The organism is Paucibacter sp. B51, from assembly GCF_027863535.1.
Lineage (GTDB): Bacteria > Pseudomonadota > Gammaproteobacteria > Burkholderiales > Burkholderiaceae_C > Paucibacter_A > Paucibacter_A aquatilis.
This window is the reverse complement of record NZ_JAPIVN010000002.1, coordinates 434280-458256: the sequence shown is the minus strand read 5'-3', so window position 1 is coordinate 458256 and position 23977 is coordinate 434280. Positions and strand designations below refer to the sequence as shown.

Annotated in this window: 17 protein-coding genes; 16 read left to right on the top strand and 1 reads right to left on the bottom strand. The window is 66.5% G+C overall.

Translation table 11 applies throughout. The annotated features are described in order from the left end of the window. The first annotated feature begins 3 nt into the window (after positions 1-3). The 14 genes from OOB33_RS22890 to OOB33_RS22825 all read left to right on the top strand — a co-directional run bounded on the left by OOB33_RS22890 (position 4) and on the right by OOB33_RS22825 (position 17905). Positions 4-1503, top strand: coding sequence for a UDP-N-acetylmuramoyl-L-alanyl-D-glutamate--2,6-diaminopimelate ligase (locus OOB33_RS22890; RefSeq protein ID WP_271010342.1), 1500 nt, complete (start codon positions 4-6; stop codon positions 1501-1503). Positions 1504-1517: 14 nt separating this feature from the next. Beyond that, positions 1518-2921: a UDP-N-acetylmuramoyl-tripeptide--D-alanyl-D-alanine ligase gene (locus OOB33_RS22885; RefSeq protein WP_271010527.1), complete on the top strand. Its 1404-nt coding sequence runs from the start codon at positions 1518-1520 to the stop codon at positions 2919-2921. A 4-nt stretch (positions 2922-2925) separates the two neighbouring features. Continuing rightward, on the top strand, positions 2926-4104 hold the full coding sequence (gene mraY / locus OOB33_RS22880) for a phospho-N-acetylmuramoyl-pentapeptide-transferase (protein WP_102766233.1): 1179 nt from the start codon (positions 2926-2928) through the stop codon (positions 4102-4104). Between the two features lie 16 nt (positions 4105-4120). After that, the gene (gene murD / locus OOB33_RS22875; RefSeq protein WP_271010341.1) at positions 4121-5983 is read left to right on the top strand and encodes a UDP-N-acetylmuramoyl-L-alanine--D-glutamate ligase; all 1863 of its coding nucleotides are present in this window, start codon (positions 4121-4123) and stop codon (positions 5981-5983) included. Between the two features lie 11 nt (positions 5984-5994). Continuing rightward, entirely contained in the window at positions 5995-7242 is a 1248-nt protein-coding gene (ftsW, locus tag OOB33_RS22870) for a putative lipid II flippase FtsW (RefSeq protein ID WP_171827615.1), read from the top strand. Further along, the gene (murG, locus tag OOB33_RS22865; protein ID WP_271010340.1) at positions 7239-8327 is read left to right on the top strand and encodes an undecaprenyldiphospho-muramoylpentapeptide beta-N-acetylglucosaminyltransferase; all 1089 of its coding nucleotides are present in this window, start codon (positions 7239-7241) and stop codon (positions 8325-8327) included. The genes ftsW and murG overlap by 4 nt, the downstream gene beginning before the upstream one ends. Next, complete coding sequence (gene murC, locus OOB33_RS22860; RefSeq protein WP_102766237.1) at positions 8324-9730, top strand: UDP-N-acetylmuramate--L-alanine ligase; 1407 nt, start codon at positions 8324-8326, stop codon at positions 9728-9730. The genes murG and murC overlap by 4 nt, the downstream gene beginning before the upstream one ends. Then, on the top strand, positions 9727-10713 hold the full coding sequence (locus OOB33_RS22855; protein ID WP_102766238.1) for a D-alanine--D-alanine ligase: 987 nt from the start codon (positions 9727-9729) through the stop codon (positions 10711-10713). The genes murC and OOB33_RS22855 overlap by 4 nt, the downstream gene beginning before the upstream one ends. A gap of 53 nt (positions 10714-10766) precedes the next feature. Further along, the gene (locus OOB33_RS22850) at positions 10767-11648 is read left to right on the top strand and encodes a cell division protein FtsQ/DivIB (protein ID WP_171827613.1); all 882 of its coding nucleotides are present in this window, start codon (positions 10767-10769) and stop codon (positions 11646-11648) included. A 13-nt stretch (positions 11649-11661) separates the two neighbouring features. Then, entirely contained in the window at positions 11662-12891 is a 1230-nt protein-coding gene (gene ftsA, locus OOB33_RS22845) for a cell division protein FtsA (RefSeq protein WP_102766240.1), read from the top strand. Positions 12892-13029: 138 nt separating this feature from the next. Further along, entirely contained in the window at positions 13030-14310 is a 1281-nt protein-coding gene (ftsZ, locus tag OOB33_RS22840; protein ID WP_271010339.1) for a cell division protein FtsZ, read from the top strand. Positions 14311-14606: 296 nt separating this feature from the next. Further along, positions 14607-16709 carry a sensor histidine kinase gene (locus tag OOB33_RS22835; protein ID WP_171827611.1) on the top strand — a complete coding sequence of 701 codons (2103 nt, stop codon included), beginning with the start codon at positions 14607-14609 and terminating at the stop codon, positions 16707-16709. Positions 16710-16726: 17 nt separating this feature from the next. Further along, complete coding sequence (gene lpxC / locus OOB33_RS22830) at positions 16727-17662, top strand: UDP-3-O-acyl-N-acetylglucosamine deacetylase (RefSeq protein WP_102766243.1); 936 nt, start codon at positions 16727-16729, stop codon at positions 17660-17662. A gap of 57 nt (positions 17663-17719) precedes the next feature. Further along, complete coding sequence (locus OOB33_RS22825; protein ID WP_102766244.1) at positions 17720-17905, top strand: hypothetical protein; 186 nt, start codon at positions 17720-17722, stop codon at positions 17903-17905. A gap of 45 nt (positions 17906-17950) precedes the next feature. On the opposite strand, the gene OOB33_RS22820 is transcribed toward OOB33_RS22825, so the two are convergent. Continuing rightward, on the bottom strand, positions 17951-19624 hold the full coding sequence (locus OOB33_RS22820; RefSeq protein WP_271010338.1) for a M20/M25/M40 family metallo-hydrolase: 1674 nt from the start codon (positions 19622-19624) through the stop codon (positions 17951-17953). 435 nt (positions 19625-20059) lie between these two features. Between OOB33_RS22820 and OOB33_RS22815 the strand changes: the two genes are divergently transcribed. After that, a complete protein-coding gene (locus OOB33_RS22815; protein ID WP_271010337.1) occupies positions 20060-21883 on the top strand; it encodes a M4 family metallopeptidase in 1824 nt (607 codons plus the stop codon). Positions 21884-22080: 197 nt separating this feature from the next. After that, positions 22081-23922, top strand: a complete 1842-nt coding sequence (locus OOB33_RS22810; RefSeq protein WP_271010336.1) for an HDOD domain-containing protein — start codon at positions 22081-22083, stop codon at positions 23920-23922. Positions 23923-23977: the final 55 nt, after the last annotated feature.

The following is a 23977-nucleotide window of genomic DNA, read 5'->3' as shown; positions in this document are numbered from 1 at the left end:
ACCATGTTGACACGACTCAAGTCTCCCGAAGCGGCCGCCCGCTGGTTGCAGGAATGGACCACCGGCGCCCTGCGCACCGACAGCCGCCAGGTGCAGGCCGGCGATGCCTTCATCGCCTGGCCCGGCTATGCCCGTGACGGCCGCGGCTTTGTGGCCGGCGCACTGGCGGCCGGTGCCGCCACCTGCCTGGTCGAGGACGAGGGCGTGGAGGCCCATGGCTTTGTCGACGCCCGCGTGGCCTCGCTGCCCGGGCTCAAGGCCCGCACTGGCTTGATCGCGGCGGCCTATTACGGCGAGCCTTCCAAGCAGCTGGCCGTGATCGCCAGCACCGGCACCAATGGCAAGACCAGCACCGCCTGGTGGACCGCCCAGGCCCTGAGCCTGCTGGGCCAGCGCTGCGGCGTGGTCGGCACCCTGGGCGTGGGCGAACCGCCCATCCCGGGCCGCGAGCTTCCCAGCCAGATCGACTACACCGGCCTGACCACGCCCGACCCGGTGCTGCTGCAGGCCGCCTTCCGGCGCATGCAGGATGAGGGTTATGGCGCTTGCGCCATCGAGGCCTCCAGCATCGGCCTGAAAGAACACCGCCTGGACGGCACGCAGATCCGCGCCGCCCTGTTCACCAATTTCACGCAGGACCACCTCGACTACCACGGCAGCATGGAGGCCTACTGGGCCGCCAAGCGCGAGCTCTTCGATCGACCGGGTCTGCAGGCTGCGGTGGTGAATCTCGACGATGCCAAGGGTGCCGAGCTGGCTGCGGCCTTGCAGGGCCGCCTTGATGTCTGGACCTATGGTCTGAACCGCGAGGCACGCCTCAGCGCCATCGATCTGCATTACCGTGCCGGCGGCCTGGCCTTCACGCTCAAGGAAGCGGAGCAGGCGGTGCTGGTGGAAACCGGCCTGATCGGCGAATACAACGTCTCCAATCTGCTGGCCGTGATCGGTGGCCTGCGTGCCCTGGGCCATGGCCTGGCCGCGGTGGCCGCCGTGGCCGGCCGCGTCACCCCCGTGCCGGGCCGCATGCAACGGGTTGGCAACGGCCTGGAGCTGCCCCAGCTGGTGGTCGACTACGCCCACACACCCGATGCCCTGGACAAGGCACTCGGCGCCCTGGCCCCGCTGGCCCAGGCGCGCGGCGGCAGGCTGGTCTGCGTCTTCGGCTGCGGCGGTGACCGCGATCGCAGCAAGCGCCCGGCCATGGGTGCCATCGCGGCCCGCCTGGCCGACCGCGTCATCGTCACCAGCGACAACCCGCGCAGCGAAGCGCCGCAGCAGATCCTGGCCGATATCGAAGCCGGCTTGCCGGCCGGTGCCGGCCATCTCAGTGTGGTGGATCGCCGCGAGGCCATCGCCCAAGCCGTGCTGCAAGCGGGCACGCGCGACGTCATCCTGGTGGCCGGCAAGGGTCATGAGGACTACCAGGAAATTGAGGGTCAGCGCCAGCCCTTCTCCGATGTGGACGAAGCGCGTGCCGCCCTGATCCGGAGGGCCGGTCTGTGAGCGCCCAAGCCTTGATGACCCTGGGCCAGGCCCATGCTTTGTTGCTGCCGTTGCTGCCCACGGCGCGCTTGATCGGCTCGCCCGACACCGTCATCCAGCGCGTGCACAGCGACACGCGCAGCCTGGCGGCCGGTGATCTGTTTGTCGCCCTGCGCGGCGAGCGCTTCGATGCGCATGACTTCCTGCCCCAGGCCGCTGCAGCCGGCGCGGTGGCGGCCCTGGCCGAGCGCGGCCTGGCTGGTTCCGGCCTGGCCGGCATCGAGGTGCCGGATAGCAAGCAGGCGCTCGGCCTGCTGGCCCAGGCCTGGCGTGCCCAGGTGCAGCTGCCGCTGATTGCCGTCACCGGCAGCAATGGCAAGACCACGGTCACCCAGATGATCGCCAGCATCCTGCGCGCCTGGCATGGCAGCAATTGCCTGGCGACCGAAGGCAATTACAACAACGACATCGGCGTGCCCCTGACCCTGCTGCGCCTGCGCCAGGACGAGGTGCAGTGGCAGCGCGCGGCCGTGGTCGAGCTGGGCATGAACCACCCCGGCGAGATCGCCCCGCTGGCCTCCTTCGCCCGCCCCACCGTCGCTCTGGTCAACAACGCCCAGCGCGAGCACCAGGAGTTCATGCAGACAGTGGAGGCCGCGGCGCGCGAGAACGGCGCCGTGATCGAGGCCCTGGGCCCGACCGGCGTGGCCGTGTTCCCGGCCGAGGATGCCTGCGCACCGATCTGGCTGGAACTGGCCGGCAACCGCCCGCACCTGAGCTTTGCCCTGCAGGGCGAGGCCGATGTCACCGGCAGCGCGAGCTGGGTGGACAGCGGCCACTGGGCCCTGGAGCTGCACACGCCGGCCGGCGTGGCGCCGGTGGCCCTGGCCGTGGCCGGTTTGCATAACGTGCGAAATGCACTGGGCGCGGCGGCTTGTGCCCTGGCGGCCGGCGCGCCGCTGGCGGTGATCGCCCGCGGCCTGGAGGATTTCCGCCCGGTCAAGGGCCGCTCGCAGCTCAAGAGCTTCGAGCGTGCCGGTCAGCGCATCACCCTGATCGATGACAGCTACAACGCCAACCCCGACAGCGTGCGCGCGGCCATCGATGTGCTGGCCGAGCTGCCCGGTGACTCCTGGCTGGTCCTGGGCGATATGGGCGAGGTCGGCGACCAGGGCCCGGCCTTCCACCGCGAGGTGGGGGCTTATGCCGCCGAGCGCGGCCTGGCGGCGCTGTGGACCGCCGGTTCGGCCGCGGCCGATGCCGCCGCGGCGTACGGCGCGAAGGCGCGCGCCTTTGCCACTGTGGCGGATCTGCTGGCCGCGCTGGCCGAGTCCGCGCCGAAGGTGCAGAACATTTTGATCAAGGGATCTCGCTTCATGCGTATGGAACAAGTGGTCGCTGCCCTGCTGCAGACGGCCGACACGAAAGCGGGGGCCTGAAGACATGCTGCTGACCCTGGCTCAATGGCTGCAAGGCCTTTACCCGGATCTGGGCTTTCTGCGCCTGTTCCAGTACATCACTTTCCGTGCCGTGATGGCCGCCATGACGGCGCTGCTGATCGGCCTGGCCTTCGGCCCCTGGGTGATCCGCCGCCTGACCGAGATGAAGATCGGCCAGCCCATCCGCGAGTACGGCATCCAGCAGCATCTGGCCAAGAACGGCACGCCCACCATGGGCGGCGTGCTGATCCTGATCGGCATCGGCGTCTCGACCCTGCTGTGGTTCGACTGGAGCAACCGCTTTGTCTGGGTGGTGATGCTGGTGACCATGGGCTTCGGCGCCGTGGGCTGGGTCGATGACTGGCGCAAGGTGGTAGACAAGAACCCCGAGGGCATGCGCAGCCGCGAGAAATTCTTCTGGCAATCGCTGATCGGCCTGGTGGCCGCGCTCTACCTGGCCTTCAGCGTGTCCGAGACCTCCTTCCTGGGCGTGGTGCAGCTGTTCTTCCGCTGGATCAGCAGCGGCTTCTCGACCGATCTGCCGCCCAAGGCCGACTTGATCGTGCCCTTCTTCAAGACGGTCAGCTATCCGCTGGGCGTGTTCGGCTTCATCGCGCTGTCCTTCTTCGTCATCGTTGGTTGCAGCAACGCGGTCAACTTCACCGACGGGCTCGATGGCCTGGCCATCATGCCGGTGGTGCTGGTGGGCTCGGCCTTGGGTCTGTTCGCCTACCTGACCGGCTCCTCGGTGTTCTCCAAGTACCTGCTGCTGCCCTACATCCCGGGCGCGGGCGAGCTGCTGATCTTCTGCGCGGCCATGGCGGGGGCAGGTCTTGCTTTCCTCTGGTTCAACGCCTACCCGGCCCAGGTCTTCATGGGCGATGTGGGCGCGCTGTCCCTGGGCGGGGCGCTGGGCACCCTGGCCGTGATCACGCGCCAGGAAATCGTGCTGGGCATCATGGGCGGTGTGTTCGTGGCCGAGGTGCTCTCGGTCATGTTGCAAGTGAGCTGGTTCAAGTACACCAAGAAGAAGTACGGCGAGGGCCGGCGCATCTTCAAGATGGCGCCACTGCACCACCACTTCGAGAAGACCGGCTGGAAGGAAACGCAGGTGGTCGTGCGTTTCTGGATCATCACCATGCTGCTGTGCCTGGTCGGCCTGGCCAGCCTGAAGCTGCGTTGAAGCGGGCGAGGCGAGCATGAAGCATCTTCAAGGCCTGCGCGTGCTGATCCTGGGGCTCGGTGACTCAGGCCTGGCCATGGCCGCCTGGGTGGCGCGCCATGGTGCGGAGCGCATTGCGGTGTGGGACTCGCGCCCGCAGCCGCCGCAGGCGGCGGCCCTGGCCGAGCAGGTGCCGGCCGCCCGTTTCTTCAGCGGCGAGCTGTCGGCCGACGAGCTGATCGGCGTGCAGCTGGTGCTCAAGAGCCCGGGCCTGTCGCCCCAGGATGCCCGCCTGCAGCCGCTGCTGAACCAGGCGCGCCAGACCGGCGTGCCGGTGCAGGGCGAGCTGGACCTGTTCGCCCGCGCCCTGGCCGATCTCAAGTCCGAGCGCGGCTATGCGCCCGCCGTGCTGGCCATCACCGGCACCAATGGCAAGACCACGACCACCTGCATGACGGCTTTGCTGGCCGAACGTGCCGGCAAGCGCGTGGCCGTGGCCGGCAATATCGGCCCCAGCATGCTGACGACCCTGGGCACGGCCCTGGATCTGGAGCCGGCGCCGGTGCTGCCGGAAGAGGTTCCGCAGGAGCTTGCTGCTGAAGCCGAAGTGCCGAATCCGGTGGCCGATGAAGCTGTGGCATCTGAAGCTTCACCTCAAGCCGCACCCGAAGCTGCGACAGAAGCAGAGGCAGCCCCGGCCGAGCTGGCTGTCGAGCCCGCTGCAGAGTCTGAAGCAGCTGAACCCGCGCCGGCCGAGGCCGTGCCCGCGACCGCGAGTGCAGAAGCCGCCGAGGCGCTCAGCACCCTGGACATGGTCGAAGCCCTGCTCGACGAGGCGCCCCTGCCCATCAAGCCGCCGCCCCCCAAGGGCCCGGTCTTCGAGCACCTGCCCGAGGTCTGGGTGCTGGAGCTGTCCAGCTTCCAGCTCGATGGCGTGCAGGGCTTCGAGCCCACGGCCGGCGCGGTGCTCAATCTCACGCAAGACCATCTCGACTGGCATGGCGATATGGCCGCCTACACCCGGGCCAAGGCGTTCGTCTTCGGCCAGAACGGGCTGATGGTCATCAACCGCGACGATCCAGTGGTCGAAGGCCTGGTGCCGGCCGCCGTGATGGTCAAGCAAGGCCGCGGCCGCGCTGCCAAATCGGTGCAGCGCGCCGTGACCCGCTTCGGCCTGGATGCGCCGGACCGCCCGGGCGACTTCGGCCTGGTGGAAGAGGGCGGCATGGCCTGGCTGGTGCGTGCCCGCGAACAAGACGAAACCCTCAAGCGCCGCAAGGACGAGGAAGAGGAAATCGTGCTGCAGCGCCTGATGCCCGCCGACGCCCTGCGCGTGCGCGGCCGCCATAACGCTGCCAATGCACTGGCCGCCCTGGCCCTGGCCAGCGCCGCCGGCTGCGCGTTGGCGCCCATGTTGCACGGCCTGCGCGAGTACCGCGGCGAGCCGCACCGCGTCGAGCATGTGGCCTCCATAGCCGGCGTGGATTTCTACGACGATTCCAAGGGCACCAATGTCGGCGCCACCGTGGCGGCCATCACCGGTCTGGGTGCCGACCGGGCGCCGGCCAAGCTGGTCTTGATCCTCGGCGGCGACGGCAAGGGCCAGGACTTCAGCCCCCTGGCCGCCGGCGTGGCTCGCCATGCACGCGCCGTGGCATTGATCGGACGCGACGGCCCGCAGCTCGCTGCCGCCCTGGCCGATTGCGGCGTGCCCATGCAGTCGCATGAGAGCCTGGAGGCCGCCACGGCCTGGTGCCAGGCGCAAGCGCAAAGTGGCGACAGCGTGCTGCTGAGTCCGGCCTGCGCCAGCCTGGACATGTTCCGCAACTACGCCCACCGCGCCGAGGTCTTTGTGGCCGCCGTGCAGCAGCTGGCCGAAGACCGGGGCTTGAGCCTGTGAGCCTCTCCGCCATGATCCAGCCTTGGTCCGAGCGCCTGCGTGCGCTGTGGGCAGGTCGCAAGGGCGGCGTGGAGAACGTGCCGGTGCGCGATTGGGTCAGCGTGTCGGCCGGTCAACCGACCAAGCTCAGCGGCTTTGACAGCACCCTGGTCTGGGTGGTTCTGGCCTTGATGGGCCTGGGCCTGGTGATGGTGTATTCCGCCTCCATCGCCATGCCGGACAACCCACGCTTTGCCAAGTACCTGCCCACCCATTTCCTGACCCGTCACATCGTGGCCATTTCCTTCGGTCTGGTGGCGGCCCTGATCACGGTGCAGGTGCCGGTGTCGACCTGGGAACGTTATGCGCCCTGGATGTTTGTGCTGGCCCTGGTGCTGCTGGTGGCCGTGCTGATCCCCGGCGTGGGCAAGGTGGTCTACGGTGCGCGGCGTTGGATTCCGCTGGGCGTGATGAACTTCCAGCCCTCGGAACTGGCCAAGATGGCGATTGCCATGTATGCGGCCAGCTACATGATGCGCAAGATGGATGTGAAGGAGAACTTCTTCCAGGCGGTGTGGCCGATGGCCGTGTCGCTGGCCATCGTCGGCGTGTTGTTGCTGGCCGAGCCGGACATGGGTGCCTTCATGGTGATCGCAGCCATCGCCATGGGCATCTTGTTCCTGGGCGGTGTCAACGGCCGCATGTTCTTCCTGATCGTGGCCGTGCTGGTCGGCGCCTTCGTGCTGATGATCACCTTCAGCGAGTTCCGCCGCGAGCGCATCTTTGCCTACCTCAACCCCTGGGACGAGAAGTACGCCCAGGGCAAGGCCTACCAGCTGACGCATTCCTTGATCGCACTGGGCCGTGGCGAATGGCTGGGCCAGGGCCTGGGCAGCAGTGTCGAAAAGCTGCACTACCTGCCCGAGGCTCACACCGACTTTTTGCTCGCCGTGATCGGTGAGGAGCTGGGCTTTGTCGGCGTGGCCTTGACCATCATCGGCTTCTTCTGGCTTTCGCGCCGCCTCTTCCACATCGGCCGCCAGGCCATCGCCCTGGACCGCGTGTTCGCCGGCCTCTATGCCCAAGGCATCGGCATCTGGGTGGGTGGCCAGGCCTTCATCAATATGGGAGTGAACCTGGGTGCGCTGCCGACCAAGGGCCTGACCCTGCCGCTGATGAGCTTTGGTGGTTCGGCCATTTTGATGAACTGCGTGGCCTTGGCCATCGTGCTGCGGATAGACATCGAGAATAGGCAATTGATGCGCGGAGGTCGCGCATGAGCACCAAACACCTCGTCATCATGGCGGCCGGCACCGGCGGCCACATCATTCCGGGCCTGGCTGTGGCCGAGGAGATGAAGCGTCGCGGCTGGAGCGTCAGCTGGATGGGCACCGAGCTGGGCATGGAAAACAAGCTGGTGCCGCCCACCGGCATCCCGCTCGATCGCCTGGCCTTTGCTGGCCTGCGCGGCAAGGGGCTGCTGCACACGGTCAAGGGTGTGTTCAAGCTGGTGCAGGCCTTTGTGCAAAGCCGCCAGGTGTTCGTCACGCGCAGCGCCGATGCGGTGCTGGGCATGGGCGGTTATGTCTGCTTCCCCGGTGGCTTGATGGCCTGGTTGATGCGCCGGCCCCTGATGCTGGTCAATGCCGATGCGGCCATGCTGCTGAGCAACCAGAGCCTCAAGCCCATGGCCCAGACCATTGCCTTTGGCTTTGACGGCGCGGCCGCGGCCTCGACGAGCAAGGCCGTGGTCACCGGCAACCCAGTGCGTGCCGAGATCGAAGCCCTGGCGCCGCCGGCCCAGCGCTATGCCGGCCGCAGCGGCCCGTTGCGCCTGCTGGTGGTGGGGGGCTCGCTGGGCGCACGCGCCATCAACGATCTGCTGCCCAAGGCCCTGGCCCTGTGGCCGGCCGATCAGCCGCGCCCGCAGGTGATCCATCAAACCGGTCAGGCCAATCTGGCGGCGGTGCAGGCGGCTTACAAGGCGGCCGGCGTGCAAGCCGACATCCGGCCCTTCATCGATGACATGGCGGGTGAGCTCGCTGCGGCCGATGTGATGCTGTGCCGCGCCGGTGCGGTGACCGTCAGCGAAATCTGCGCCGCTGGCCTGGCCTCGGTGCTGGTGCCTCTGGTGGTGAGCACCACCTCGCACCAGCGCGACAACGCCCGCTTCATGGCCCAGCATGGCGCGGCCGTGCACCTGCCGCAAGACGAGATGACGGCTGAATCTCTGCAGCAGCTGTTGCAAAACTTGGACCGCGAGCAACTGCTGGCCATGGCCGACAAGGCCCGTGCTCTGGCCCGGCCGCGCGCCGCCTCGCGGGTGGCCGATGAGATTGAAAAGATGACAGGGGCCCGCCCATGAAACACGCCTTGCAACGCATTCACTTCGTGGGCATCGGCGGCGCCGGCATGAGCGGCATTGCCGAGATCCTGCAAGCCCAGGGCTATCGCGTCTCGGGCTCGGACCAGTCCGACAGCGCCACTTTGCAGCGCCTGGCCAGCCTGGGCCTGCGCGTGCAGATCGGCCATGCGGCCGAGCACATCGGCGATGCCCAGGTGGTGGTCACCTCCACGGCCGTGCGCGCCGACAACCCCGAGGTGCTGGCCGCACGCGCACGCCACATCCCGGTGGTGCAGCGCGCCGTCATGCTGGCCGAGCTGATGCGCCAGCAAAAAGGCATCGCCATCGCCGGCACCCATGGCAAGACCACGACCACCTCCCTGGTCACCGATGTGCTGATCGAGGCCGGCCAGGACCCGAGCTTTGTGATCGGCGGCAAGCTGGCCAGCGCGGGCGCCAACTCGCGCCTGGGCCGGGGCGAGTTCATCGTCGTCGAGGCCGATGAGTCGGACGCCTCCTTCCTCAAGCTGCTGCCCATGCTGGCCGTCGTCACCAATATCGACGCCGACCACATGGATACCTACGGCCATGACTTCGCCCGCCTGAAGCTGGCTTTCGTCGATTTCCTGCACCGCATGCCTTTTTACGGCGCGGCGGTGATGTGCGCCGACGATGCCGGCGTGCGCTCCATCCTGCCGCTGCTCTCGCGCCCGGTGGTGACCTACGGCTTCGACGAAGACCTCGATGTGCGCGCGGTCGACATGCAAGCCCTGGCTGGCGGCGGCATGCGCTTCACCGTGCAGCGCCAGGGTCGGCCCGACCTGCCGGTGGTGCTGAATCTGGCGGGGCGGCATAACGTCTTGAATGCACTGGCCGCGATCGCCGTGGCCGACGAGCTGGAGCTACCGGACGCGCCGGTGCTGGCTGCGCTGGCCAAGTTCGGCGGCGTGGGCCGGCGTTTCCAGCGCTACGGCGAACTGCCGGCAGCGGGGGGCGGCCAGTTCAGCCTGGTCGATGACTACGGCCACCATCCGGTGGAGATGGCGGCGGTGCTGTCGGCCGCGCGCGGCGCCTTTCCGGGCCGCCGACTGGTGTTGGCCTTCCAGCCGCACCGCTACACCCGCACCCGCGACTGCTTCGCAGAGTTCGTGCGTGTGATCGCCGGCTTCGACGCTGTGCTGCTGACCGAGGTCTACGCCGCTGGTGAGGGCGTGATCGCCGGCGCCGATGGCCGCGCGCTGCTGTCCGCGCTGCAGAAGACCTCGCTGGCCGAGGCCGTGAGTTTTGTCGACGACGTCGCCGCCCTGCCGCAGGCCATTGCCGCGGCGGCGCGCGCCGACGACGTTGTGATCGTGATGGGCGCTGGCTCCATCGGTGCCGTGCCGGCACAAACCGTGACTTTTTTGAAGGGTGTCCAGCCATGAAACTGGATCTGAATATCGATCCCCGTTCGCTGGGGAAAGTGGCCGTGCTGATGGGCGGCTCGTCGGCCGAGCGCGAGGTCTCGCTGACCATGTCGGGCCCGGGCGTGCTCAAGGCCTTGCGTTCGCAAGGCGTGGATGCGCATGGATTCGATCCGTCCGAGCGGCCGCTGCAAGTGCTCAAGGACGAGGGCTTCGAGCGTTGCTTCATCGCCTTGCATGGCCGCCATGGGGAAGACGGCACGGTGCAGGGTGCACTGGAGCTGCTGGGCATCCCCTACACCGGCTCGGGCGTGATGGCCTCCAGCATCGCCATCGACAAGATCATGACCAAGCGCTTGTGGCTGGCCGATGGCTTGCCCACGCCGCGCTATGTCAAGCTCAAGAAGAGCGAGATCAGCCGCGAGAACTGCATGGCCATCCCCGACGAGCTGGGTCTGCCGGTCTTCGTCAAGCCGCCGCACGAGGGCTCGACCATCGGCAGCAGCAAGGTCGAGGGCTATTCGCAGATGCAAGAAGCGGTCGAGCTGGCCGCGCGCTACGACGACGAGATCCTCTGCGAGGAGTTCATCGACGGCCCCGAGCTCACCTGCCCGGTGCTCGGTGAGGGCGACACCGCCGTGGCCCTGCCGGTGGTGCAGATCGAAGCGGTCGGCGGCAACTACGACTACCAGAACAAGTACTTCACCGACACCACCCGCTACCTGACCGACACCCTGAGCGTCGAGCTCGAGCGCGAGGTGCGCGAGCTGACCCTGGCCGCCTACCGCTCGCTGGGCTGCCGTGGCTGGGCGCGCGCCGACGTGATGCTGCGCAAGCGCGACAACAAGCCCTTTCTGCTCGAGATCAACACCTCGCCCGGCATGACCTCGCATTCCCTGGTGCCCGTTTCGGCCAAGGCCGCTGGCATCAGCTACGAGCAGCTGTGCATGTGGGTGCTGTCTCAAGCTCGCCTGGACGGCCAGGTGCCGAGCAAGCAGGGCTGAGCCCGAACCCGCCCTCCTTTCAACCCGGAAGCTGAACCTCCTTCAACCACGCCATGCGCGCCGCCTCCGCCACCGTCAGCAGCCCGCTGCCGCCCGACATCCGCCTGATGAATGCGGTGACGGCGGTCTTGCTGCTGGGCGCGCTGCTATTGGCCGCGGGTCTGAGCCTGCGCTGGGTGTCCCGCCTGCCGGTGTTCGCCATCCGCGCCATCCAGGTGGAGGGTGATGTCTCACGCAACAGCGCTGCGTCCTTGCGCGCCAATGCCTTGCCCCAGCTTTCGGGCTCCTTCCTGAGCATGAGCTTGCAGCAGGGGCGCGAGGCCTTTGAGGCCGTGCCCTGGGTGCGCCGTGCCGTGGTGCAGCGGGTGTGGCCGAACCAGCTCAAGGTGCAGCTGGAAGAGCACAAGCCTGCCGCTTACTGGGAAACTAAGGCCGAAGGGGCGGATGCCAACAGCGACGCCACCGTTGAGCGCCGCTTGGTCAACAGCTTCGGTGAGGTGTTCCAGGCCAACCTCGGTGATGTCGAGGATGAAGATCTGCCGGTGCTGGCAGGCCCGGCCGGCACGGCCGCCAGCATGCTGCACATGTGGCAACGCCTGCAGCAAGCCAGCCGCGCCATGGATGACAGCATCGACCGGCTCGATCTATCCGGCCGGGGCTCCTGGCGCATCACCCTGGACAAGGGCGCGGTGATCGAGCTGGGCCGTGGTGAGGAAGACGAGGTGCTGGCCCGCTATGCGCAGCTGGTGCGCACGGTGACCCAGCTGACCTCACGCTTCCAGGCGCCGCTTTTGTCTGCCGATCTGCGTCACGCCGATGGTTATGCCGTGCGATTGCAGGGCTACTCCACCGTCGCCAAACCCGTCAAATCCAACAAACCGGCAGCCGCCGCGGCCAAACCCGCCGCAGCCGGCGCCGGAACCATAAGAAACTGAAGGAAGAACAAGCATGGCCAAGGAATACAAGGATTTGGTCGTTGGGCTCGATATCGGCACGGCCAAGATCATGGCCGTGGTGGCCGAGGTGCTGGGCAATGGTGAATTGCGCATCGCCGGACTTGGCGTGGCCAGCTCGAATGGTTTGAAACGCGGTGTGGTTGTCAATATCGACGCCACCGTGCAATCGATCCAGCAGGCCTTGAAAGAGGCCGAAATGATGGCCGACTGCAAGATTTCCCGGGTTTACACCGGCATCACCGGCAGCCATATCCGCGGCCAGAATTCCACCGGCATGGTGATCGTGCGTGACAAGGAGGTGACGCCGGTCGATGTTGCTCGGGTCGTGGAAACCGCCAAAGCCATCAATATTCCCAACGACCAGCGTCTGTTGCTGGTCGAGCCGCAGGAATTCGTGATTGACGGCCATGAGGTCAAAGAACCCATTGGCATGAGCGGTGGCCGCCTGGAAGTGAAGGTCCATATCGTCACCGGCGCCCAAAGCGCGGCCGAAAACATCGTCAAGTGCGTGCGCCGCTGCGGCCTGGAAGTGGACCAGCTGGTTTTGAATTCCAGCGCCTCCAGCCTGGCCGCCCTGACCGCCGACGAACGCGATCTCGGTGTCGCCCTGGTCGATATTGGCGCCGGCACCACCGATGTGGCGATCTTCACCGGCGGCTCGATCCGCCATACCGCCGTCATCCCCATCGCCGGTGACCTGATCACCAGCGATATCGCCATGGCCCTGCGCACGCCGACCAAGGATGCCGAGGAAATCAAGGTCGAGTATGGCGTCGCGAAACAGATGCTGGCCGACCCGGCCGACCAGGTCGAGGTACCCGGTTTGGGTGATCGCGCCCCCCGAATGCTTTCAAAACAAGCACTTGCCGGCGTTATTGAACCCAGAGTCGAGGAAATATTCTCGCTGGTGAATCAGGTCATCCGCGAAAGCGGGTATGAGGAACTGCTGTCCTCGGGGATTGTTCTGACCGGCGGATCGGCGGTCATGCCCGGTATGGTGGAACTCGCCGAGGACATATTCCTGAAACCCGTGCGACGTGGCAACCCGACCTATGGCGGTGCTTTGTTCGACATGGTTTCCAACCCGCGTTCGGCCACCGTCATGGGTTTGCTGGAAGAGGCCCGCCTGTCACGCACCCGGGGTTTGAAGGCGGCGCAGCAGGCCGGTTCGATGAAAACCCTGTTCGGCCGGGCCAAGGATTGGTTCCTGGGTAACTTCTGAAATTCACATCTGCTTACCGCTGGGGTAAGGAAGTGATCGATTAACTGTCGGAAAACAACGGCAGCGCATGAAAAAAAAGGGTCATCCCTATAGTTTTTCGGGCTTAGCAGCGGCACAATTGCTCAAGGAGAATTGATTATGGCGATCGAGATGATCGAAGAGTTTGACCAAGGCACCCAAATCAAGGTGATTGGTGTTGGCGGCGGCGGCGGCAACGCGGTGGACCACATGATCGCGCAGGGCGTGATGGGTGTGGAATTCATCTGCGCCAATACCGATGCCCAAGCCCTGAACCGATCCAAGGCGGACCAGCTCCTGCAGCTGGGCAGCACCGGCCTCGGCGCCGGCGCCAAGCCTGAAATGGGTAAAGCTGCAGCGGAAGAAGCCGAAGCACGCATCCGCGAGTCCATCCAGGGCGCGCACATGCTCTTCATCACCGCCGGCATGGGCGGTGGCACCGGCACCGGCGCCGCCCCCGTGATCGCTCGCGTGGCCAAGGACATGGGCGTCCTGACCGTGGGCGTGGTGACCAAGCCCTTCGAGTTCGAAGGTGGCCGTCGCTCCAAGGCGGCTGACGCCGGCCTGGCCGAGCTGGAAGCCAATGTCGACTCGCTGATCGTCGTGCTGAACGACAAGCTGCTCGATGTGCTGGGTGACGATGTCACGCAGGATCAGGCTTTCGCGCACGCCAATGACGTGCTGAAGAATGCGGTGGGCGGTATCTCCGACATCATCCACATCCCCGGCCTGGTCAACGTCGACTTCGAAGACGTCAAGACGGTGATGAGCGAACCCGGCAAGGCCATGATGGGCACGGCGCAAGCCAGCGGCCCGGATCGCGCCGCCAAGGCCGCCGAAGCAGCCGTGGCTTGCCCGCTGCTGGAAGGCATCGATCTGTCCGGCGCGCGTGGCGTGCTGGTGCTGATCGCGGCCAGCCGCGCCAACTTCAAGCTGAGCGAGTCCCGCAACGCGATGAACGCCATCAAGCGTTACGCCTCGGACGACGCCCATGTCATCTACGGCACGGCCTACGACGAATCGCTGGGCGATGCCCTGCGTGTGACCGTGATCGCCACCGGCCTGTCCTCGCAGCGTGCCCGCCAGCAGGCGCCGCTGCAGGTGGTGCAGCAGACGGCACAAACGCAGCTGCGCACCGGGACTTATGACGTGCCGGTCCTGACCGACCACGTCAAGATGCAGCAAGGCGCTGCCACCGTGGCGCAAGCCGGCGGTGCCGCGCTCGGCGGTATGGGTGGCATCAGCACCGGCGTGGCCTCGGGCCTGGGTGCCGATCTGGGCGGCTCGCACAGCGTCTGGCGCCATGGCCGCATGGCTGCGGCCACCAAGGTTGAAGCCCTGTCTTCCAACGGCATGGACGAGATCGAGATCCCGGCCTTCCTGCGCAAGCAAGCCGACTGATCTTGATCGACCACCGCTGCCGGCTTGGGTCAACAGGCTCCCCTTCTTGGGAGCTTGCTGCCTGAAGGCATGAGACCGAATTGAACGGACCCTGCGGGGTCCGTTTTTTTATGCCCTGAGGCGGCGCGTCGGTGAACGCCTGGCTCGCAGCAGGCGGCGACTTCCTCCCCGCATCGATCCGGGGGCTGTGTCCCCACGGCCTGTGGCATGCTCCAGCCTTTCGCCACGCTGAGGTGCTTTCGAGACCTCAGGTTCGACCGAGCTCCCTTGATAGAGAAGAAAAGAGGCTGCCGGGCATGCCCCCACTGCTTGTGTTTTCGTCCTTCTGGCGCCGCATCGAGCGGCTGGGCTCCGTGTCGGCCCTGGGTCTGCGCATGCGGTTGCTGCGCGCCCTCTGGCTGGGTCTGACCGGGGCCTGTCTGATCTTGCCTGCACAGGCGCAGGTGCAAGCCCTGGCGCTCGAAGACCTGCCGCCGAGCGCCGGTGGCGAACAGGCGCACAGCGCCGAGTTGGCGGTCAGCGTGTGGAGCCGCGCCGATGTAGAGGCCTGGTGGGCGGCGTTGCGTTCGATGGAGGGCACGCACGCCACGCTGCCTGCGCGCCTGCAGCCGCCTGCCGATCCCGCCGCTTGGGCCACGGTGTCTCTGCCCGATGTGCGCGCCCGCACGGCCAGCGCTGCCTCGGCCACGCCCGGCATGCCGCGCGAGTACGAGATGCGCTGGTACCGGCTGCGCTATGCCCCCCCGCAGGGGCGCTGGCCCACCAGCGTTGCGCTCTACACCCCGCGCCTGGTGTCCATGGCCGCGGCGGTGCTGGTCAAGACCGATGAGGGTTGGCGTCAGGTCTTCGACAACCAGTACGGCGCGCGCGAGCAATGGGTGCGCCCCTTGTGGGCCCTGTTCCCGCCGGCCCTGACCGAGCTGCACCACGACCGCAGCATCGAGCTGGTGGTGGCCGTGCCGGTGGTGCGCCACAGTTTCTACTCGGTCTCCACCGTCTGGCTGGGTTCGCGCGAGCAGCTGGAAAGCCTGCCGCGCAAGCGCTGGATGCTGCAGATCGGCGTGCCGCAGGCCATCAGCCTGACCCTGGTGGCTTTGGGCATGTTCTCGCTGGCGCTGTGGGTGCGCCGGCGTTCGGAGCCCGCCTATCTGCTGTTTGCCTTGGCCTCGGTGGCCTGGCTGGTGCGCAATCTGCATTACCACCTGAACCTGCCGCGCACGCCTCTGGGACTGGAGTGGTTCTGGTGGATGACGCATGCCTCCATGTCCTGGGTGATGCTGCTGACCTTCTTGTTTGCCCTGCGCTTCGCGCGACGGCAGTTTCCCCGCCTCGAGCGCGGTGTCGCCTTGCTGGTGGCCGCGGGCACGGTGCTGACCATGCCGCTCTGGGGCTTGTCACTGGACCCGGTTTTGCAGCAATCCATCAATGCCTTGGTCAGCGTGGCTGGCACGGTCTTCGTGGCCGTGGTGGCTTTGCGCGAAGGCAGCCGAGAACTTCGCCTGATTGCCCTCAGCCTGGCGCTCAGTCTCGCCCTGGGCGTGCACGATGTGATCCTGCTGGCCGGCTGGGCCTGGCCCCAGCACATCTATCTGATGCCCTACGCCACCTTGATCATCGTGGCCAGCTTTCTCTACGCGGTGCAGCGCCGCTACATCGGTGCGCTGGAAGAGGTGGAGCAGCTCAATGCGCATCAGGCCCAGCGCCTGCAGCAGCAGAGCGATGAGCTGCTGGCCCAGCACGAGCGCCTGCGCGAGGCCGAGCGCCAGCAGGCCTTGCTGCTGGAGCGCCAACGTCTGATGCAGGACATGCACGATGGACTGGGTTCGTCCCTGCTCTCGGCCATGGTGGCGGTAGAGCAGGGCCGCATGGAGCAGGACAAGGTGGTCGAGGTGCTGCGCGAATGCGTGGACGATTTGCGCCTGGTCATCGATTCGCTGGAGCCGGTCGGCCATGACTTGGTGTCGCTGCTGGCCACCATGCGTTACCGCCTGGGCAAGCGCCTGCAGATCGGTGGCCTGAGCCTGGAGTGGGATGTGCAAGACCTGCCCCCACTGACCTGGCTGGAGCCGCCCGACGCCCTGCATGTGCTGCGTTTGCTGCAGGAGGCATTGACCAATGCACTCAAGCATGCGCGGGCCACGCGTGTGCGCATGGTCACCCGCAACCAGGGCAGCCATGTCGAGATCCGGGTCGAGGACGACGGTGACGGTTTCGATCTCGCCACGGCACAGCGCGGCCGCGGCCTGAAAAGCCAGCAGCGCCGTGCTCAGCGCCTGGGCGGTTCGCTGAAGATCGAGTCCAGCCCAGGGCAGGGCACACGCTTGAGCTTGCGCCTCCCGGTGCAGCGCACTGCCACGGCTGAGGCCCCAGCAGCCCCAGGCCAGCAAGCCGCGCCCTGATCGCCGACAATCGGCACATGCTGAAACAAAGAACCCTGAAGGCGCTGACCAAGGCGGTCGGCGTCGGCATCCACAGCGGCCAGCGCGTGGAGCTGGTGTTGCGCCCGGCGGCCCCCGACACCGGCATCGTGTTTCGTCGGGTCGATCTGAGCAACCCGGTGGACATCCCTGTGCGCCCGGACACGGTCTGTGACACCCGCATGGCCACCACCATCAGCCCCGGCGGCGACCCCGGCGCGCCCAAGGTGCAGACGATTGAGCACCTGCTCTCGGCCTGCGCGGGCCTGGGCCTGGACAATCTGTACGTGGACATCAACGCCGACGAGGTGCCCATCCTCGACGGCTCGGCCGCCAGCTTTGTCTACCTGCTGCAAAGCGCCGGCATCGAGCAGCAGAACGCGGCCAAGAAGTTTCTGCGGGTGAAAAAGACGGTGGAAGTCCGCCAGGGCGAAGGCAAGCGCCTGATGTGGGCCAAGCTGGAGCCGCACCACGGCTACACCCTGAGCTTCCAGATCGAGTTCGACAACCCGGCGGTGTCGGCCACCGGCCAGCACTATGTCTTCGACATGGGCTCGGGCCAGTACAAGAAGGAAATCGCCCGCGCCCGCACCTTCGGCATGACCAGCGACATCGAGCTGATGCGCAGCCGCGGCCTGACCCTGGGCGGCTCCATGGACAACGCCATCGTCGTGGACGACTACCGCGTGCTCAATGCCGACGGCTTGCGCTACGACGACGAGTTCGTCAAACACAAGATCCTCGATGCCATCGGCGATATGCAGGTCGCCGGCTATCCTCTGCTGGCCGCCTACACCTCCTTCAAAGGCGGCCATGCGCTCAACAACAAGCTGGTGCGCGCCTTGCTGGCCGATGCCGAGGCCTACGAGATCGTCACCTTTGAAGACGCGGCACGCGCGCCGCAAGGCTTTGCCCAACTGGCTCCGGCCTGGTGAGGCAGGGGCCATGTCGGCTCGGCCGTGCTGCCTGAGGGTCAGGCCTGGAGTTTGCTCATGATGATGTTTCGCCTGGTCGCCGGCTTGCTGATGTTTGCCGGCATCGTCAGCTTCGCCCTCTACATTGCGACTGGCAAGGTGGTCTGGCGGCGTCGCGGCCTGGTCATCGTCAAATGGACCTTGTTGGCCGTGTTGGGCTTTTTTGCCGTGCTCCTTCTCGAGCGTCTGGTCCTCATGCTTTGAGGGCGCCCGCCCGGCACGCAGTGCGTGTCGGGCGGTACGTGCCGCTTACTGCGGCGTGTAGCTCACCGTCAGCTGGTAGTTGCCCGCGGTGTAGCCTTTCAGCAGCACATAGACATCGCTGTTGGCTGTGGCGGGAACGCTGCAAGTCTCGGTGGCGGTGCTGCCATCGCTCTTGCAGTCGAAGCTGCTGGTGGTGGGCACCGCGCCCTTCTTGACGTACAGATCGATGTCGCCGGTGCCGGTGGTGCTGGCCTTGAGCGTGCCACCCGCCTTGACCTTGAAGGGGCCGAAACTCTTGGTCTGGTTCTTGGTCAGGCTGCCATTGAAGTTCTCCACCTTGTCGGTAGGTGGTGGCGTGCCGGGGCCATCAGCGCCCAGCTCCACCGCATAGGCCAGGGCCATGCGTGCGAACTTGAGCGAGTGCTCGGCATTGCTGCCTGTGTTGGCATAGGTGTCGTTCGCCGTATGGATGCGGGGGTTGCTGGATGAGAAGGAGGCCTCAAACGGCATGGTCGCGTAGTAGCCCTGAGCGTTCCAGCTGGCATGGTCCGAACAGGCATAGCCGCAGCGATCGGTGCCGATCTTGAGTGTGGGCAGGTAGGTCTTGATCAGGTTGGTGACAAAGGTGTTCTGGCTGGCGTCGGTGTAGTCGGTGAAGATGTAGATGTCGTTCGCGGCGCCCTTGTAGTTGGTCATGTCCAGCTGCATCACGCCCACCACATTGGTGTTGGCCGCGGCGAAGCTGCGCGCAATCTCGGCCGAGCCACGCAAGCCCACTTCTTCGGCGGCATAGGCCATGAATTTGATGGTGCGCCGAGGTTTGAAGTTATTGGCCGTCAGCGTGCGGATGATCTCGGTCAGGCTGGCGACGCCGGAGGCGTCATCATCGGCGCCGGGTGCGCGCGTGGTTTCGCCCGTGCCGGAGCCGGCGATCGAGTCTAGGTGAGCGCCCAGCACCACCACCTGTGCGGCGTTGTCCGTGCCTTTGAAGGTCAGGATCACCGATTTCTGTGGCCAGCTGGCGTGGGTGAACTGTTCCACCGTGATGTCGCTGCGGCCGCCGGCCAGCGAGGACCAGCGGTTCTTCAGCCAGTTCGATGCATTGGTGCCGCCGCTGGTGGTGTAGTAGCGGTTGGTGTTGGCCGAGAGATCCAGAATGGTTTGCCCGATATTGCTGGCCTGCATCTGCGAGAGCATGGGCGTGATCAGGGCTTGCTGGTCGATCACATAGCTGGGCCGGGTGACCGTCGCCAGTGCCTGCATGGGGCGGCTCAAGGCGTTCAAGGTGCGCATGCCTTCGGCCTGGTTGGCATGGAACATATAGCCGCCGCAGCGCTTGAGCGTTTCATGCACGGCTGCCGACAACTCGTTCAGCAAGGACTCATCCACTTCGAGCAGATGCACCTGCTCGGCCGGCCGGGCACCGGTGTCATCGCTGATGGCGCGGCCATCGTTGGCCTGCTCCAGGGCACCGCTCAGCGAGGCGAGGGCCTTGACGCTGGCCGCTGGCCTGGCGCTGGGTTGAACTTTTTGAAGCTCACGGAAAGCGGCGTCGCCGAGGCTGATCCAGACCTTGTTGCCGCTGGCGGCAAGAGGGGTGGCCGCTTTGCCGGCCTTGGCCGCATCGTGGGCGTTGCTGCTCAAGGGCAGGCCGGCCAGAAGAATCAGACCGGCCAGGGCCGGGGCCAGGCGGGCCGGGAAGCGAGGGTGGGTGGACATGGTGAAGGTCTCCTTGTGGGTGTGTGGCGCAGGCGGTTGCCGGCGAGCGCGCCGAGGGTGGGGCGGGGCTTCGCGAGGAATCGGTGGCACCGCGTTTCGGCCGGTTTCGGGTGTGAGACCGGTCGAGCGCGCAACCATCTCGCCAGCTGTCTCAATCTGAAATTGGGGCGAATGCGGATGTCAGTTCTTACAGCTTGTGCGGAAACCGCCCGTAACTAGGATTCGCTCCCACTGACCGGCCGCCCTTGCGGGCAGCCGGCCCGGGTACTGGAGTCGAAACGGCTTGGCAGGCGGGTTGAAGCGGTCAGACGGTAAGGGGCACGGCCTTGCGATCCAGGGTTTGACCTTGCCGGCCTGCGGCGCTGCTTTTGGCGCTGGCGGGTCCACAAGCAAAAGGGGGCCGACAAGCCTCCGACAAACCTAGGAGTCCAACACATGCAAGCACGTTTCCAACTGTTGACCCGCGGTGCCCTGCTGGCCGCCGCAGCTTCTCTGGCCTGCCAGGCCATGGCGGCTGACCGCGTCGAACTCGAAGGCGCCGATCTGGCGCGTGTCGGCCTGGTGGCCGCGCGCGGCGTCACCGGCCCGGCCGCTCTGGGCCTGGCTGCCGACGAACTCAAGCTCTTGCGCAGCCAAACCTATGCCAGCGGTCTGGTCGTCACCCGCTACGAGCAGCACTACCAAGGTGTGCCCATCTGGGGCGAGGCCGTGGTCGAGCACCTGCCCAAGGGCAGCCGCACCCCGACTTTCTCGGGTGCCCTGGTTCGCAACATCAACCAGGACCTGGGTCATGTGCAGCCCAGCCTGAGCGAGCAAGCCGTCTTGGCCGTGGCCAAGAGCCGCGCCAAGGACGCATCCAAGGTGGGCAAGACCAGCAACGAGCAGGTCAAGCTCTTCGTCAAGCTCAATGAGCGCAATGTGGCCCAGCTGGTCTACCTGGTCTCCTTCCTGACCAGCCATGGCGATGAGCCCAGCCGTCCGCACCTGCTGATCGACGCCAACAGCGGCGCCGTGCTTGAGCAGTGGGAAGGCCTGAACCATGCCAACGCCACCGGCCCCGGCGGCAACACCAAGACCGGCAAGTACGAGTACGGCACCACCTACGGTCCCCTGGTCGTGACCAACGATTGCCAGATGAACAGCGGCAACGTCATCACGGTCGACCTCAAGGGCGGCACCAGCGGCAGCACGCCCTTCAAGTTCACCTGCCCGCGCAACGAGTACAAGCTGACCAACGGCGCCTACTCGCCCTTGAACGACGCACATTACTTCGGCAATGTGGTCTTCAATATGTACCAAGGCTGGTTCAACATCCGCCCGATCAGCCAGACCCTGTACATGAAGGTGCACTACGGCAGCAGCTACGAGAACGCCTTCTGGGACGGCTCGGCCATGCACTTCGGTGACGGCAAGACCACCTTCTATCCCCTGGTCTCGCTGGATGTGTCCGCGCACGAAGTCAGCCACGGCTTCACCGAGCAGAACTCGGGCTTGGTCTACTCCAACCAGTCGGGCGGCATGAACGAAGCCTTCTCCGACATGGCCGGTGAAGCCGCCGAGTACTTCATGAAGGGCACCAACGACTGGCTGGTCGGCTCGGAAATCTTCAAGGGCACCGGCGCTCTGCGCTACTTCGCCAACCCGACCCAGGACGGCCGCTCCATCGATCACGCCAGCAAGTACTACAACGGCCTGGACGTGCATCTGTCCAGCGGTGTGTACAACAAGGCCTTCTACCTGCTGGCCACCAAGCCGGGCTGGAACACCCGCAAGGCCTTTGAAGTGATGGTCGATGCCAATCGCCTGCACTGGACGGCCAGCAGCACCTTCAACCAAGGTGCATGCGGTGTCGAAAAGGCAGCAACGGCGCGCGGCTATGCCGTCGCCGATGTGACGGCAGCCTTCTCGGCCGTGGGCGTCAGCTGCGGCACCACGCCGCCCCCGGCCACCATCCCCCTGACCAAGGGCGTGGCCAAGACCGGCATCAGCCTGGCCAAGGGTGCCAAACTGACCTACACCCTGGTGGTGCCGGCCGGTGCCACGAACCTGAGCTTCAAGCTCTCGGGTGGCTCGGGTGATGGCGACATCTACCTGAAGTTCGGCTCGGCCCCGACCACCACCAGCTACGAGAAGAAATCCGATGGTTCGACCAACACCGAAACCATCACCGTGGCAGCCCCCAAGGCCGGCACCTACTACCTGCTCCTGAATGCATACTCTGCAGTCACGAACACCAGCCTGGTGGCCAACCACAACTGAGTCTGAAGGCCTGTGGGCGGCCGGCTGCTGACGCCGCCCGCCTCATGTCCGCAGCCAAGCCGGCCCTGCCTCCCGCAGGGCCGGCTTTCTTTTTTGCGGCGCAACTGCGCCCTTGATTGCGCTTTGGCCTGCGGCGGAACTGGTGCGAAGATGACTGCCGCCCCGTTCCTCGACCGTCAGCCACCACGCATCACCCCATGACTGAAGCTGGACCGCAAGACCCCGACGCCCCCGTGCCTGCCGCAGCTGCAGCGCCAGCTGCTGCTGCCGCCACCGCCCCCGCGGACGCTGATGCACCCACGGCGGAGGCTGCAGCGCAGGAACCCGGCGCCGAGGCGGGCCCGGTCACCGACCCCGAGGAAGCCGAGCGCCTGGCCGCCCAGCGCGAGGCCGAGGAAAAAGAAGCCGCCGAACGTGAGGCGCGCCTGCAACGCCTGATGCAGAAAATTGCCGCGCATTCCGACTTCGCCACGATGAAGGACTCGGTGCGCTCGATGCAGAAGATCAGCCGCTCCGAGAAAGCCCATGCCCGGGCTCTGACGGGTGAGATCTCCAACGACATCGCCATGACCGGCAAGCTGCTGCGCCTGGTCAATGCCGCCTTCTACAGCTCGGCCGGCGGCGGCAGCATCACCAGCATGGAGCGGGCCGTGGCCCTGATGGGCTTCCAGACCATCGGCATGGTGGCCAGCTCCCTCATGCTGTTCGAGCGCCTACCCAAGACCGCCGACGGCAACCGCCTGCGTCAGGAATTCGGCCGTGCGCAAATGGCGGCCCTGCTGGCCCATGAGCTGTGCAACAGCAGCAAACACATCGAGGGCGCCTACCTCAACGCCCTGTTCCAGAACCTGGGCAGCATGCTGGCCGGCATGCACTTCGCTGAAGACACCGCCGCCATCGAGGCGCGCTTGCAGGAAGAGGGTCTGGTTGAGGGCGAACCCGCCTGGCACGACAAACGCGAGAAGCTCGCCCGCCAGCAATGGGGCCTGGGCTTCGAAGAGATCGGCGTCGAGGTGGCCAAGAGCTGGGGCTGGCCCGAATCGGTGCGTGCTGCCATGCGCAGCCTGCCCCCCAGCAGCCTGGAGCGACCGGCCGGCCCCGAGGAATACCAGCGCGTGCTCTGCACCGCCGCCAACCGCCTGGCCGGCGATTTGCTGCGTCTGCCGGGTGGCGGCACGGCCGAGGAAAAGGCCGAGGCACGCAAAGCCTGCGTGCAGCGCTTTGCCGCCGAAATGGGTGTGCCCCTGAGCCTGGACCCCGAGGTGCTGCCCGGCGTGGTCGAGCAGGTCAAGCTGGTCTGGGACGATCTGGCCAAAGCCCTGGGCTTCGACCCGGTGCCGGCGCCTGCGGCCAAGGGCAAGCCGGCCGAGAAAAGCTCTGACAAAGCGGCCCCCGCCAGACCCGGGGCCAAAGCCCCAGAGCCAACCGCCGCCAAGCCTGTGGCGCCCGCCAAATCACCTGAAGCCGCATCGGCGCCCGCGCGCGCGCCGATGCCGGCCGCTGCCGCCAACCCGGTCATGGCCGAGGCTCTGTCGGCGGCGCTGGAACGCGTCAGCGATCTGGTGCTCTCCGGCGCCCCGGCGGCCAAGCTGCTGCAGCTGTGCATGAAGGAGATGCACGAGGCCTTGCAATTGCAGCGCGTCATCGTCTGCCTGCGCGACCCCGCCAGCGGCGGCCTGCGCGGCCGCATGGGCCTGGGCGAGCGAGCCCAGGAGCTGGCGCCGGTGTTCGACATCCCGCTCAAACCGCCCAGCGAGCTCTTCGGCCTGCTCTGCAGCAAGGGCGCCGACACCTTGATCTCTGACGCCTCCGACCCCGTCATCGCCCAGCGCTTGCCGCCCTGGTATGCCAAACAGGTGCGCGCCCAGACCTTTGTGCTGCTGCCCATGGTGGCGGGCGAGCAGGTGCTGGGCGCTTTTTACGGCGACCAGGCCGAGGCCGGCCGGTTGCAGATTGGCGAACGCGAGCTGCGCCTGCTCAAGACCCTGCGCAACCAGGTGGTCATGGCCATGCGCTTTGGCGGGGCGGCACCGGGCTGAAGGGGGGGGCTTGGCGGCCTGGCGGTGGGGCCAGGCCTTGTGCACAGTGCACAAA